The following is a 14,207-nucleotide window of genomic DNA, read 5'->3' as shown; positions in this document are numbered from 1 at the left end:
GAATCGACCTTTGCACAAGCTTGGCGTGTAGGACAGTGGCGGCGCAATATGGCCGTTAACTCCGCTTACAGTTTCCAATTTCCTAACCTTTGCGCGGCATGACCGGCCTCGTGCACACACGTGAACAAGACAGTTTTGAAATGAAGCCCTGGCGGCTGCTGCTGTGGATCGGCCTTGCCGGCCTTGTCTGCGGCCTGCTTGGCCTTGGCCAAATTGCCGAAGACGTCCTGCGCACCGGTCGAAACAGCCTTCACTGGCACAAGGCCAGCGGCGACATTGTCATCGTCAAGATCGACAACCGCTCCCTGCAACAGGTTGGCAAATGGCCGTGGCCGCGCCGGGAGATGGCGCGCCTCATTGATGAGCTTTCGGAGGCGCGGGTCAATCGGATTTTCCTAGATATCCAGTTCACGGGCGCCACCAATCCGGAAGATGACCTGCGGCTGAGCAATGCGATGCGCCGCTCCAAGAACGTTGTGCTTGCGGTTCCCGGGGTGCCTACGCCCGGCACGGCTGAGCGGACAGGAGCCCCCAACCAGAGCATCTTCATGAACGACGCGGAGCTTGCCAGCATCCGCGTCAATTACAATTACCAGAATGCCGTTTGGCGCCTTCCTTACGCCACGTCGTACAAGGGTGGCAGTCTGCCGAGCTTCGGTGCGTTACTAGGAGGCCGGAGCGGCCCTGCGTCCTCCTCTTTCCTCATCGATTATTCGCTTGATCCGACGTCGATTCCGGCGGTGTCCGCCTCCGACATCATCAGCGGCGGTTTCAATGCCGATCGCTTGCGCGGAAAAGATGTCCTCGTCGGTTGGACGACCGACGTGCTGGGCGACATCTATTTTCTTCCCGGGACCGGACAGATGGGGGGCGTGTACGTTCACGCGCTTGCCGCCGAAACCTTGAAAAGCGGCAAGCCAGTCGCGCTCGGTTGGATCCCGATTTACTTGCTCAGCCTGGGCATTTGCGCGCTCCTGCTGTTCCGGAAGCGGGAGACCGGGCAAGGCATCATCATGGCCGGTGCGATCATCGCCGTATTATTCGGGCCGGTCCTTGCCGAAATGCAGCTAATTTCGGTGGACGTCGTGCCCGGCCTTCTGCTCCTGCTGGTCACCAGCTTCATCCTGATCCGGCGCCGGTTCAACCGTCGCGGCCTCGTCGATGCGGTGTCTGGACTGCCCAACCTGACCGCGCTGAAAGCCTTTCGTTCGGGGCAGGACAAGGCGCTCATCGTCGCGCGCGTCCTCAACTATGCCGAAGTCGCCGCTACGCTGCCGCCCTCCGGCGAGCGGGAGCTGATCGAGCAGATCGTTTCGCGTCTTTCGGTCGGCGCGCAGCAGCGCACGCATTATCACGGCGACGGCGGGATCTTTGCCTGGTTCGATGAACCAACGAAGCCATTCGGCCACCACCTCGAGGCCCTGTACGCGCTGTTCCGCAATCCGGTGCGGGTCGGCGGACTGCCGATCGACCTGGCGATCAGCTTCGGCGTGGAGATCGGCTCCAGCCGGTCGATGGCCAACCGGCTCGGCAGCGCTTTGGTCGCCGCGGAAGAGGCCGCGCATGACGGGCTCAAGTGGAAATTCTACGATCCGGACGCGCTTCAGAATGCGTCGTGGAAACTGTCGATGCTCAGCCAGCTCGACGAAGCCATCGACCGCAACGAAGTCTGGGTCGCCTACCAGCCGCAGGTGGATCTCAAGTCCCGGCGGATCATTGGCGCCGAAGCGCTGGCGCGGTGGACTCACCCGACCAAGGGACCGATCGCCGCTTCGGAGTTCGTCGCCGCCGCCGAACAGAACGACCGCATCGGCAAGCTGACCGCATTCGTGCTCGATCAGGCGCTCCATGTCGGGGCAATGTTGAACAAGGGCCACGCCCACTTCAATATTTCGGTCAACCTGTCCGGTCGTATGCTTTCCGATCGCGGGTTGGTCGGCAGGGTCGCGATCGCGCTCGAGCAGCACGGACTGGACCCGGGCCGGCTGACGCTGGAACTGACCGAAACGGCCGCGCTCGCGGGCAGCGGCGATGCCATCGAGGTGCTGACCCAGCTGCGCGACCTCGGCATCAAGATTTCGATCGACGATTACGGCACGGGCCTGTCGACGCTCGACTATCTGAAGCGCATCCCTGCCGCCGAAATCAAGATCGACCAAAGCTTCATCAAGGGCATGACCGAAAACCGCAGCGAGCGGCTGATGGTGCAATCGACCATCGCGCTCGCCCATTCGCTGGGCCGCAGCGTGGTCGCCGAAGGGGTCGAGTCGCGCGATGCGCTCGAGCTGCTTGCCGAGATGGAGTGCGACGTCGCCCAGGGGTTCATCGTCGGCCGCCCGATGAGCTTTGAGAGCATCCGCCGGCGGCTCCAGTCCGACCGTCCGGTCAAGGTCGCTTAAGCTTACATTTGAATGCGTTAGCGTCGCCGGTTTCGGCAAGCGCCGGCCATTTGCGCCCGCAACATGGTGAATCGTTTGCTAACCGTATCTATTAAGGTTAATATCCCTCATCTGCCGAATCGCAGAAAAGACAGGGATTGCGATCATGAAGAAGAACACTCCGGCTCGTTGGAGCTTCTGGAATTGGCTGCTCGGCAGCGGTGAAGCCAACGCTGGCGGCGGCAACGCCTAAGCGGAGCGTCGGCTTCGGCTGACGTCATCAGGATTTGCAGGGAAGTGCCCGTTTGTGCGGGCGCTTCCCTTTGCCTGTTTGGGGTCTAGACTTGCGCCAGCTGACCCAATTTGCGTCTTCGCTGGTCGTGCGCGCTCCGGCCCCTGGCCTTCACGAAATCACTGCGGACGTTCGGGCCTGGCTCGACGCGCCGGACGTGGCCGATGGCCTGCTCACCCTCTTCTGCACGCACACTTCGGCGTCCCTGCTGATCCAGGAAAACGCCGCACCGGCCGCCCGGCGCGACCTAGAGCGCTATTTCGCGAAAGTCGCACCGGAGGATCCAGCCGTTTACGAACATGGCGAGGAAGGGCCGGACGACATGCCGGCGCACCTTCGTGCAGCCATGACCCAGACGAGCGTCGCCATCCCGGTCCAGGCCGGCCGAATGATGCTTGGCACGTGGCAAGGCATCTACCTGTTCGAACACCGCCGCGCGTGCCCGCCGCGCACGATCGCACTGCACCTGATCGGCGATAAGGCTTGACGGCAGCGCCGCCGCGCCGTTCGACGCAGGAATGAAGCCGACGGTCCCCAAACAACGCGTCACGCGCTTCGCCACTTATGTTCGCGGCGCCGGGCTGGGGCCGTTCCTGATCCGGGCTTCGGCGGGTGGTGGGGCCATTCGCCTAGCGGGGATGGCGACAAGTTTTGTCGCAGGCGTTCTCCTGGCGCGCATCTTGGGCGTTGAAGCTTACGGAATTTATGGAATCGCGCTGGCAATCATTTCCGTCGCGGCGTTGCCAGCGGAACTGGGCCTGCCCTTGCTCGTCACCCGCGAAGTCGCGAGGGCTGCCGCGGCAGGCGAAGATAGGCAGGTTGCCGGCACCGTCCGCTGGGCCCAGCGCGCGGCAATCGGAATTTCAATGGCCGTGGCGCTCGTCGTGGCAATGGTCGGTTTGTTTCTCACACAATTCGGATGGCCTGGCGTTGGCCTGACCCTGCTTGTCGGGGCGCCAGCGATCCCGGTCGCTTCACTCACGCGTGTTTACGGCGGTGTCCTTCAGGGGCTGAAATCCATCGTCAAGGCGCAAACTGCTTCCCAAGTCATCCGTCCCGGGATCTTTGCATTCCTGCTACTGATTCTGCTCGCGTCAGGTAGCAAGACGGGCGCTCCGGGTGCGATGGCGCTTAGCACAGTGAGCGCTACGATCGCGCTGCTTCCCATCTATCTTTGGCTTCGCCGGCGCGTGCCCCACCACTTGACGAGGCAGATTGCGCCATTGTCGAGCCATTCCCTGAGAGGCCTGCTGCCGATGGGCCTGATGGAGGGAATGCGAGTCCTTCAAGCCGAACTGTCTATCCTGCTCGTCGGGCTAGTGAGCGGACCAGCCACCGTCGGGTTGCTGCGCATCGCCAACGTTACGGCGCAGGTGGCAGCGGCGCCGATTTCGATGGTTGTCCATGCCGCGCTCCCGGTGATGGCTGGCCTGCATCAGCAGAACGAGAACGCGCGCCTGCAAAAAACCGTCACCGCAGTTGCCCACGCGCAATTTCTGGGCGTCCTGTTGCTGTGTCTTCCTCTGGTCATCGCGCCGACGTTCCTGCTGACGCTGGCATATGGACCGCAGTTCACCGATGCCGCAAATGCGTTGCGGATCATCGCCGCCGGGCAGGTCGCGAATGCGGCATTCGGACCTAACGTATGGTTGCTCAACATGACCCATCACGAACTTCGCGTCGCCCGCGCGATGACCGCGGCTCTGGCAGTTAATGTGGTGATCGTGCCAATACTGACGATGACCTCCGGTGTTGCAGGCGGTGCGTTCGGCCTGCTTCTGTCAATGCTTTGCTGGAACGTTATGACCTGGCTGGACGCCCGCAAACTCCTCGGCGTCGAGACGTCCATCCTGCGCTGGCCGTGGGGCTCCCCCTTCGCAACCCATTAAGCGGAGCGGCCCGCCAGTTCGGTCTTGATCGACGTGGTCGATATTTCCGGCGTTCGTTCGAGGTACACCACCTCACAAAGGTCGCACAGATCGTCAAACTTGCCGGCCCAATCGTCGCCAATCGTAAACACATCGACATTATAGCCGGTGATATCGTCGCGCTTTTGTTCCCAACGATCCTCCGGAACCACGAGATCGACGAAGCGGATCGCCTCCACCATGCTTTTGCGCGCGGCGAAAGAGAAGTGAGCGCGCTTGCCCTTAAGCGCGTTGAACTCGTCGGTAGACAGGCCGACGATTAGATAGTCGCCAAGGGCCTTGGCCCGCTTTAGCAGATTTATGTGACCGTAGTGCAGCAAGTCGAACGTCCCGTACGTGAGCACTCGCTTCATGAGGCAAACTCCAGCTTCACGATCGCGTGCTTATTGACCCGTTTCTCGGGCGCCGGAAGCTCCATGAAATCCCCATAGAATTGCGTAAGATAAGCGTCGACCGGTGATGGGCAAAGCACCTCGAGGTGGTGGAATCGCATCGGTTCGGCGCATTCAATCCAACTTAGTGGGATGCTTTCCACCGTGGCCGGGTAGGAGCCCGCAGCTGCAGCCACGACCCCGGTCGGAACTTGCTGGAAGCTGGTGATCCTGGCGTGCAGCCGGCGTTGCACCGTATCCGGTGACAATAATCGTGCCACGCCGGCGATCAGTGTGTCCGCCGCTCGCTTAATCAAGCTACCCTGCCCAACCATGTATCCGCGCTGGTGCATGAGGATTCTGCGCCAAATGTTGATCCACAACCTGTGCCTGCCAAGCGCCACGCGACTCGCGGGCACGTTGTCGAGCGGAAACAGGTCGATAGCGATACCCTTGTGACCGCCACTTTCGGCGGAGCCTTGCTCAACAAGAACGGTATCGTTGACGCGGATTTTGGCGAGTGGCTGAGCGAGCGAGCGATCCTCCAACCAGTATTGGACGTAGAAGTTTGGAGGAAAATCAGCGGAAGCAGCGATGAACCGCTCAAAATCCGCTCGTAGCATGCCGACATCGATATCGTCGTCCCATGGAATAATTCCCTTATGGCGCCGTGCTCCGAGAGCACTGCCAGCGAGCAGGCATAAGCGAATGGAACGCTCGGCGCAGAACTCTACGAGGGCTTGCAGCGCTTGCAATTGCACGGACTGGAGCTGCTTCAGCTCAGCGGCCTCAATTGGCGCGGGAAGGGTCGCTACGACTTTTGCCGGCGATGTCGCCAGCTCGGCCTCGGCACCGCGCATTAGTTTGTTTCCTCCGAACCGTTTCGCGTGGCGTGGGTCCTGCCGGCAGCAAGTCCGTTCCAGATTTCCTCGTAAGAGCGAGCCATGCCTTCGAACGAGAAATTTTGCACTATACGCGCCCGAGCATGCTCCCGCCGCCGCTGCCAAGCGGCCGGATTTTCGCTCCGTTCGATATGGGCCGCTTCGATGGCGTCAGCCAGTTTGTCAGGCTTGGCGACGGGCACGACCCACCCGGTTTCCCCAACAATTTCTGCCGCGTCGCCAACGTCCGTCGTTGCATTCGGCACACTCGAAAGCATCGTCTCTGCGACCACATTGGGAAATGCTTCTGACAAGCTGGACAGTACGTGCAAATCCATTGCCCGAGCCAAATCAGGAACGTCGGCGCGTCGCCCCAGCGCCCTAACTGATGTGGCCGCCCCCGCCTCCACGACTGCCGCGGCAAGTTCGCAATTCGATGGATCGAGATCGGTGCCCGCTAGCAAGCAAACGACCGGCACCCCTCGGCGATGCGCAATTGCAATTGCCTGAAGGAGCGTTGGAACATCTTTCACAGGGTTCCACCGGGTCAGCGCTCCAATCACGAATTGTTCGGGCACGATTCCGAGGGCAGATCGTGAAGACTGACGGCGAGCCTCATCCGGAAAGAATTGATCGGAATTATAGCCGTTAGGAACGATCACGCTAAGTTCGGTGGGATAGCCAATGCTACCATGGAATCTGGCCGAAGCCTGAGAGCAGTTCACAATGGCCTGTGGCGCCCAGCGTGCTAGAATTCTGCTTGCAAGCACCAGCCGTCGACTTCCCATCCTGACCGCATCCATCGACGCGGAATGAATGCCCCAAGCAACCGGTACCTGGGCAGTTCGAGCCGCCAGCCCGCCCAATATGTTGGCGCGATACATCCAGCATTGAACGACATCCGGTCGAGTTTCGTGAATAAGTTTGAGTAAGCGGCCAGTAGCAATTACGGACAAGAGCCCGCGTGCATTTAGGTGATCGACGCGAACACCCAACTGCTTAATCAACGAACTATAATATTCAGGAGACGAGAGACTAACCACATGGTGCTTCGTACCGGACTGCCGTTGAATCAGGCGATAAAGCAAAGTTTCGGCACCGCCCATTCCAAGGCCACTAATTACGTGGAGAACTTTCAATACGGGCACACCTTGACCGTTATATGATTCCGACCGGCTCACTGACCGAACATTGCCCAAGCGCAAAGCGCTTACGGCTATTGCGCGCCCCGAAGGCGTAGAAGCTCTGTCGGCTAACAGATCGCGAGAGCAGTACGCAACAAATCTGAGTTTGGCAGGAAACTCTGACGTTGTCTAAAGTTAGTTGCCCGACCGCCGTTGCCGCTACCGCCTCGTCAGCCTCAAACTTCCAAATTCAAGTCCTAGTCGAGCCATGCCTGAAAGTGTTCGCGGGCCCGCTCGGTATAGGCTTTCTTGCGGTCCGCTTTCTTCGGGCGGCCTTCGAGGGGGGGCATCAGGCCGAAGTTGACGTTCATTGGCTGGAACGTGTCGGCATCGGCGCCGCCGGTGATGTGGCCGAGGAGCGCGCCGAGCGCCGTCTCGACGGGCGGCGGGCTGAGCCGGTGGCCGCGCTGTTCGGCCGCGGCGAACCGCGCGGCGAGGATTCCTACCGCGGCGCTTTCGACATAGCCTTCGCAGCCCGTAATCTGGCCGGCGAAGCGGATATTCGGCTTTGTCTTCAGCCGAAGCTCCCCATCCAGTAGCCTTGGCGAATTGATGAAGCTGTTGCGGTGGATGCCGCCCAGCCGTGCGAACTCGGCATTTTCGAGGCCCGGGATGGTGCGGAAGATCCGCACCTGCTCGCCGTGCTTCAGCTTGGTCTGGAAACCGACCATGTTCCAGAGAGTGCCGAGCGCATTGTCCTGGCGCAGTTGGACGCAGGCGTAAGGCCAGCGGCCGGTGCGCGGATTGTCGAGCCCCACCCCCTTCATCGGCCCGAAGCGCAGCGTCTCCACGCCGCGATCGGCCATCACTTCGATCGGCATGCAGCCTTCGAAGTAAGGGGTGTCCTTTTCCCAGTCCTTGAACTCGGTCTTGTCGCCATCGACCAGCGCCTGGACGAACGCCTCGTACTGCGGCTTGTCCATCGGGCAATTTATGTAGTCCTTGCCGCCCTTGTCCCACCGCGCGGCCATCCAGCAGATATCCATGTCGACGCTGTCGCGGTGGACGATGGGCGCGATGGCATCGAAAAAGGCGAGCGCTTCACTGCCGGTTTCGGCGGCGATGGCGGCGGCCAGGCCGGAACCGGTGAGCGGGCCAGTGGCGATAATGGCCGGATGATCGGGAAGCGCATCGATCCGCTCGCGAACGACGGCGATCCTTGGATGCTCCTCGACCGCCCAGGTCACCTCCGCCGCAAAGGCCTCGCGATCGACCGCCAAGGCCGAGCCCGCCGGGACGCGGTGCTGGTCGGCACAGCGCATGATCAGCGAGCCCAGGGCGCGCATTTCCTGGTGCAACAGGCCGACGGCATTGTTTTCGGCATCGTCCGAGCGGAAGCTGTTGGAGCAGACCATTTCGGCCAGCCGGTCGCTGTCGTGCGCCGGCGTGGTGTCGCCGCCGCCGCGCATTTCGGACAAGCGGACGCGCAGCCCGGCTTCGGCCAGCTGCCAGGCCGCTTCGCTGCCGGCCAAGCCACCGCCAATGATGTGGATGTCGAAGGACATGGCGGGGCTGTTACTCGCCGCCGCCTGCGCTATCCACCCTGCCCATGCACATCTTCACCATCGGCTATGAAAATGCGACGGTCGGCGGCTTTATCGAGGCCCTGACGAGCGCCGGTGCGCAGCGGGTGATCGACATCCGCGCAGTCCCCAATTCGCGGCGGCCGGGCTTTTCCAAGACGCCGCTGTGCAATGCCCTGGCCGAAGCCGGGATCGATTACGTCCATTTGCGCGCGCTTGGCACGCCGGCGGATGGCCGCGCCGCGGCACGGGCCGGCAAGCATGAAGAGCTGGCCCGCATCTACGCCAGCCAGCTCGAGCTTCCCGAAGCGATTGCCCAAGGCGCGCAGATGCTGGACCTGGCGCGAGAAAAGCCGTCGGCCCTGTTATGCTATGAGCGCGACCCGGCCGGGTGCCACCGATCCATGCTGATCGAAGCGGTGGCGCCCGACGCCCAGGTCGAGCATCTTTACGCCTAGCGAACCAGTTCGAACTGCATCGACACGTTGACGCCGATGCTGAGCTCGCCCGGCGAAACCGGCGTCGGTGGCGGCGGTGGAGGGGCGCCAGCGTAGCTTGCACTGCGTCCCGTCACGACGATTTCCTGCACTGGATAATAGCCGCCGCTCTCGCTGATCGCGACGATCCGCGCGACCCGCATCCCCGCGGCTCGTGCGTAGAGCTCGGCCCGCTGGCGACCTATGGCGATCGCCTCGACCCGCGCTTCGTCCTGGGCGGCCCTTGGCTCGTCGAGCGTGAAGTTGGGGCCGTTCACTTCATTGGCGCCGGCGGCCACGAGCGTGTCGATGACCCGGCCCATTTCGCCCAGGCGCCGCTGCTGCACCGTCACCGAATTGCGGGCCTCGTAGCCGATGATCCGCGGCGGCTCCGGATTGATTGACGGGACATAGGGCTCGCGGCTGGCGCGGGCCCTAAGCTCCGCGTCGCGCTCCGGATTGTTGTAGCGCGGGGAAAGGCTGAGCGAGGACGTCTGGATATCGCGTTCCGCGATTCCCGCGCGGCGAAGCGCGGCGATGACCGATTCCATCTTTCGGCTGTTCGCGGCCATCGCTTGAGCCGCGGTCGTGCCTTGCGTGACGACACCGGCGGTGAACGTGGCAAGGTCCGGCGTGCGCCGGCTTCGGCCCTCGGCGGTCAGGCTGAGCAAGGCGCTGCCCGGCCCCAACTGGGCGACCTGGGTGGTCGGCGATTGCTGCGCCAACGCCGGCGATGCGGTCGCGAGCAGCGCAACTATCAAAAGCTTTTTCATTTTCCCTCCAGACGAATGTCGACGGAGGCGTAACGAGCGGCGGCGCTAGGTCGTTGCACGATCCGCCGGGCGACCGCCGAACAGGCGCCACACGTCGTCGGCCCTGGCGATTTCGCTGCCGCAGGTGAGCACCGCCGCCGCCCCCGCCGCCATGCCGAGCCGGAAGGCCTCGTCCGGCGGAAGGCCGCGCGAAAAGCCGAACACCATACCGGCGACGAAGCTGTCGCCGGCACCGACCGCGCTTTGGGCCGGAACGTCGAGCGCGGGCGCGAAATGCGATCCGTCCCGGCTGACGAAGATTGCCCCCTCCCCGCCAAGGCTGACCGCGACATGTTCGGCCCGGCCCTGGTCAACCAGCTGCCGGGCGGCGGCGATTACGTCGTCGTTGTTTGGAAGCGGCGTCCCGGCGAAATGCTCGAGCTCGCTTCGGCTCGGCTTGATCAGGAACAGTCCGCCGTGCGCCAGCGCCGCCTCAAGCGCTTCGCCGGACGTGTCGAGCACCAGGCGAACGCCGCGCCCGCCGAGCGCCTTGGCCAGCCGCACGTAGAAATCGGCCGGCACGCCGCGCGGCAACGACCCGCTGGCAACCAGATAATCGCACCGTTCACCCGCGATGGCTTCGAGCGCCGCGGACCATTCGGAGTCCGAAACCTCCGGCCCCTCCGGCACGAAGCGATATTCGTGCCCGGTCGCCCGCTCCATCACCGTCAGGCTGAGCCGCGTATCGCCGGCGATTTCGATCCGGCGCCGGTCGACGCAGGTGCGGGCGAGCAATTCGTCCAGCGCATGGCCGGTCGCTCCGCCGGCAAGGAAGACCGCCCGGACATCGGCGCCCAGCCGAGTGAGCACCCGCGCGACGTTGATCCCGCCGCCGCCGGCTTCGAGCTCCTCCCGGCTCGTCCGGATCTTATGCGTATGGCGAACCTCGTCCGCCTCGCTCGACACATCGATCGCGGGGTTGAGCGTGAGCGTGACGATGCGCGCCGAGCTCACGCTCCAGCCAACCTCAGGCCGCCGCTGCTTCGTTCGTCAGCAACGTCTCGATGTCCGGAATCGGCTTGTCGGTCATTTCCTTGTTGATGGTCAGGATGATCCGCCGCTCGACTTCCTTGTGCAGCTCCTTCCGCAACACGCCGAGCGCCTTGGGCGGTGCGACGACGACAAGCGCATCGAAATCGTTGCGCAGCGCCCGCTTCTTCAGCTCCTCGGCGGCATCCTTCACCCAGCGGTCCTCTTCCTGCTGGTGGTAATCGGGCTCTTCCATCGTATCCCGGCCGTAGCCACCGCTCTGCACCGAAACGCCGGGCGCGTCGGTCTTGAGGTCACGGTCCATCGAATCGCTGCGTTCGTCGTGCGCTTCGGTGCGCAGGTCGATGATCCCCTCATCGCCCCGGTTGCGAAGGAACAGCATCTTCTTGCCGTCGGCGACCAGGACGAGAGCTCCGTGGGGAATGGCCATCGCGTCGTTTCTCCTAATGTTGGTTCAACAGGAGCAACGCCGCCATGCTTCAAGCCGTTCCGTCGCCTTCGTCGCCCGCCGCAAGGTCTTCGCCGACCACCGCATCGGGCACCGAGTCGATTTCCTCGCCCCCCTCAAGCTCGATCTCCTCTTCCTCGCTCTCGTCGATCTTGGCGACGCTGACGACATGCTCCCCCTCGTTGACCCGGAAAATGGTGACGCCCTGCGTGTTGCGGCCCGCAATGCGGATATCGCCGACGGTGGTGCGGATCATCTTGCCCTGATCAGTGACCAGCATCAGCTGCTCGCCCGGCTTGACCGGGAAGCTTGCGACGACCCCGCCGTTGCGGTCGGACGTGACGATGTTGGTGATGCCCTGCCCGCCGCGGTTGGTGCGGCGATACTCGTACGTCGAGGAACGCTTGCCATAGCCGTTCTGCGTGATCGTCAGCAGGAACTGTTCCTTCTCGGCGATTTCCGCATAGCGTTCGTCGCTCAGTCCTTCCGCTGAATCGTTGTCGCGCCACTTGGGGGAGCGGAGGTAGGCTTCGCGTTCTTCCTGCGTGGTGCCGGCGCGGCGCAGGATGGACATGGAAATGACCCGGTCCTCGCCAAGCAGGCGGATTCCGCGAACGCCGGTTGACGACCGGCTCTGGAATTCGCGCACGTCGGTCGACTTGAACCGGATCGCCTTGCCGTTCCCGGTGGCGAGCAGGACGTCGTCCTCCTCGGTGAGGAGCGCCACGCCAATCAGGCGGTCGGTGACGTCTTCCTCGTCCCCCTCGTCGGATGCACCGAACTTCATCGCGATCTTGCCGGCGGTGGGAATGTTGGTGAACGCGCTCATCGCGTTGCGCCGCACCAGCCCCTTGCAGGTGGCGAACATCAGGTGGAGGTTGTCCCACTCCGCCTCATCCTGCGGCAGCGGCAGGACCGTGGAGATGGTTTCGCCTTCGCTGAGCGGGAGCAGGTTGATCATCGGCCGGCCCTTGGCGTTCGGCCCGCCCTCGGGAAGCCGCCAGACCTTCATCCGGTAAACGCGGCCAAGGTTGGAGAAGAACAGCACCGGATTGTGCGTCGAAGTGACGAACAATTCGGTGACGATATCCTCGTCCTTGGTTGACATGCCCGAACGGCCCTTGCCGCCGCGCTTCTGTTCCCGGAAGATCGAAAGCGGGGTGCGCTTGATGTAGCCGGTCATGGTCACGGTCACGACCATCTCTTCGCGCTCGATCAGGTCCTCATCGTCGAGCCCGTCGAAAGCAGCCGCAAGCTCGGTCACGCGCGGCGTCGCGAACTCGGCTTCGACTTCCTCGAACTCGGCGCGCATGACTTCGTACAGGCGCGCGCGATTGGCGAGGATTTCGAGCAGTTCGCCGATCGAGGCCGCCAGCGTCTTCAGCTCGCCGCCGATTTCGTCGCGGCCAAGCGCGGTCAGGCGATGGAGACGAAGCTCCAGGATCGCCTTCACCTGCGTTTCCGACAGCCGATACGTGTCGCCGGCGACTTCCTGTTCGACCGCCTCGACAAGCTGGATGTACTGGGCGATCTCGGCAATCGGCCAAGTCCGCTCGATCAATTTCTCGCGCGCTTCGGCCGGGCTTCCGGAGCCACGGATCAGCCGTACGACTTCATCGAGGTTGGTCACCGCGACGACCAGGCCGAGCAAGATGTGCGCCCGCTCGCGCGCCTTGAGGAGCTCGAACTTCGAGCGGCGGGTGATCACTTCTTCACGGAACTTGACGAAGCTTTCGATGATGTCGCGAAGAGTTAGCGTTTCCGGGCGGCCGCCGCGGATCGCAAGCATGTTCGCCGGGAAGGACGATTGCGCCGGCGTGTGCCGCCAGAGCTGGTTGAGCACCACTTCCGGGGTCGCATCGCGCTTCAGGTCGATGACGACGCGCACGCCTTCGCGATTGGATTCGTCGCGAATGTCGCTGACGCCCTCGATGCGCTTGTCCTTGGCCGCTTCCGCGATCTTTTCGACCAGGCCGTTCTTCCCGACCTGGTAGGGAATCGCGGTGAGGACGATCGAGCGTCGGTCGCCGCGTCCTTCCTCGATCACGTAGCGCGAGCGCATCATGATCGACCCGCGGCCGGTGGTGTAGGCGCTGCGGATCCCCGCCGTGCCCAGGATCAGCGGCGCGGTCGGGAAATCGGGGCCGAGCACATGCTCCATCAGCCCTTCCGAGGTGATCGCCGGGTCGTCCATGTAGGCGCGGCAGGCGGCCAGCACTTCGCCCAAATTGTGCGGCGGGATGTTGGTCGCCATGCCGACCGCGATGCCGCCGGCGCCGTTGACCAGCAGGTTGGGGAAGCGCGCCGGAAGCACCTGCGGCTCGCTCTCGCTAGCGTCGTAGTTAGGCTGGAAGGTGACGGTGTCCTTGTCGATGTCGGCAAGGAGGAAGTTGGCGACCTTGGCCAGGCGCGCTTCGGTGTAGCGCATCGCCGCCGGCGGATCCGGGTCCATAGAGCCGAAATTGCCCTGCCCGTCGATTAGCGGCACCCGCATCGACCACGGCTGCACCATCCGCGCAAGCGCATCGTAAATCGCCTGGTCGCCGTGGGGGTGATATTTACCCATCACGTCGCCGACGATGCGGCTGGATTTGCGCAGCGGCCGGCCGGCGACATAGCCCGCCTCCTGGCAGGCATAGAGAATGCGGCGATGCACCGGCTTCAGCCCGTCGCGAACGTCGGGCAGCGCGCGGCTGACGATGACGCTCATCGCATAGTCGAGATAGCTGGTCTTCATCTCCTCGACGATGGAGATTGGGGCAATGTCGCTCCCGCCCGGAGGAGTCGCGTCGCTGTTTTCGCGGCCGTCAGTGGCCGGCGGTTCGGTGGCCAAAAGCCTGTCCTATCCTGTCAAACTCATGCACAAGTCAGAGAGCGCCGTCCGGCGCTTTCCCCCTGCCGTCCGGTCTAGCCGATAGCACCGA

General features: G+C 63.2%; 12 protein-coding genes. 4 read left to right on the top strand and 8 right to left on the bottom strand.

Features of this window, described 5'->3' with window-relative positions:
* Window positions 1-140 precede the first annotated feature (140 nt).
* From G7078_RS06105 to G7078_RS06095, 3 genes are all read left to right on the top strand, one after another.
* Window positions 141-2,399, top strand: a complete 2,259-nt coding sequence (locus tag G7078_RS06105; RefSeq protein ID WP_166094056.1) for an EAL domain-containing protein — start codon at window positions 141-143, stop codon at window positions 2,397-2,399.
* 332 nt (window positions 2,400-2,731) lie between these two features.
* Window positions 2,732-3,157: a secondary thiamine-phosphate synthase enzyme YjbQ gene (locus tag G7078_RS06100; RefSeq protein WP_166096199.1), complete on the top strand. Its 426-nt coding sequence runs from the start codon at window positions 2,732-2,734 to the stop codon at window positions 3,155-3,157.
* Between the two features lie 31 nt (window positions 3,158-3,188).
* Entirely contained in the window at window positions 3,189-4,559 is a 1,371-nt protein-coding gene (locus G7078_RS06095; RefSeq protein WP_166094054.1) for an oligosaccharide flippase family protein, read from the top strand.
* On the opposite strand, the gene tagD is transcribed toward G7078_RS06095, so the two are convergent.
* From tagD to trmFO, 4 genes are all read right to left on the bottom strand, one after another.
* A complete protein-coding gene (gene tagD / locus G7078_RS06090) occupies window positions 4,556-4,951 on the bottom strand; it encodes a glycerol-3-phosphate cytidylyltransferase (protein ID WP_166094052.1) in 396 nt (131 codons plus the stop codon). The two genes, G7078_RS06095 and tagD, sit on opposite strands and share 4 nt — an antisense overlap.
* Window positions 4,948-5,829, bottom strand: a complete 882-nt coding sequence (locus tag G7078_RS06085; RefSeq protein WP_166094049.1) for a LicD family protein — start codon at window positions 5,827-5,829, stop codon at window positions 4,948-4,950. Before G7078_RS06085 ends, tagD begins: the two co-directional genes overlap by 4 nt.
* On the bottom strand, window positions 5,829-6,989 hold the full coding sequence (locus tag G7078_RS06080) for a glycosyltransferase (RefSeq protein WP_166094047.1): 1,161 nt from the start codon (window positions 6,987-6,989) through the stop codon (window positions 5,829-5,831). Before G7078_RS06080 ends, G7078_RS06085 begins: the two co-directional genes overlap by 1 nt.
* A 242-nt stretch (window positions 6,990-7,231) precedes the next feature.
* Window positions 7,232-8,539: a methylenetetrahydrofolate--tRNA-(uracil(54)-C(5))-methyltransferase (FADH(2)-oxidizing) TrmFO gene (gene trmFO, locus G7078_RS06075; RefSeq protein ID WP_166094045.1), complete on the bottom strand. Its 1,308-nt coding sequence runs from the start codon at window positions 8,537-8,539 to the stop codon at window positions 7,232-7,234.
* 44 nt (window positions 8,540-8,583) lie between these two features.
* Between trmFO and G7078_RS06070 the strand changes: the two genes are divergently transcribed.
* On the top strand, window positions 8,584-9,015 hold the full coding sequence (locus G7078_RS06070; protein WP_166094043.1) for a DUF488 domain-containing protein: 432 nt from the start codon (window positions 8,584-8,586) through the stop codon (window positions 9,013-9,015).
* Here G7078_RS06070 and G7078_RS06065 read toward each other — a convergent pair.
* From G7078_RS06065 to gyrA, 4 genes are read right to left on the bottom strand one after another with little or no spacing between them, the layout of a single operon-like run.
* Complete coding sequence (locus G7078_RS06065) at window positions 9,012-9,806, bottom strand: SIMPL domain-containing protein (protein ID WP_166094041.1); 795 nt, start codon at window positions 9,804-9,806, stop codon at window positions 9,012-9,014. The genes G7078_RS06070 and G7078_RS06065 overlap by 4 nt on opposite strands.
* A 45-nt stretch (window positions 9,807-9,851) precedes the next feature.
* Window positions 9,852-10,799: a 1-phosphofructokinase family hexose kinase gene (locus tag G7078_RS06060; RefSeq protein ID WP_206367432.1), complete on the bottom strand. Its 948-nt coding sequence runs from the start codon at window positions 10,797-10,799 to the stop codon at window positions 9,852-9,854.
* Window positions 10,800-10,812: 13 nt separating this feature from the next.
* Window positions 10,813-11,265, bottom strand: a complete 453-nt coding sequence (locus tag G7078_RS06055) for a host attachment family protein (RefSeq protein WP_166094037.1) — start codon at window positions 11,263-11,265, stop codon at window positions 10,813-10,815.
* Window positions 11,266-11,314: 49 nt separating this feature from the next.
* Window positions 11,315-14,047, bottom strand: a complete 2,733-nt coding sequence (gene gyrA, locus G7078_RS06050) for a DNA gyrase subunit A (protein ID WP_281346926.1) — start codon at window positions 14,045-14,047, stop codon at window positions 11,315-11,317.
* Window positions 14,048-14,207: the final 160 nt, after the last annotated feature.

The organism is Sphingomonas sinipercae (assembly GCF_011302055.1).
Taxonomy (GTDB): domain Bacteria; phylum Pseudomonadota; class Alphaproteobacteria; order Sphingomonadales; family Sphingomonadaceae; genus Sphingomicrobium; species Sphingomicrobium sinipercae.
This window is presented reverse-complemented; position numbering and strand designations above follow the sequence as displayed.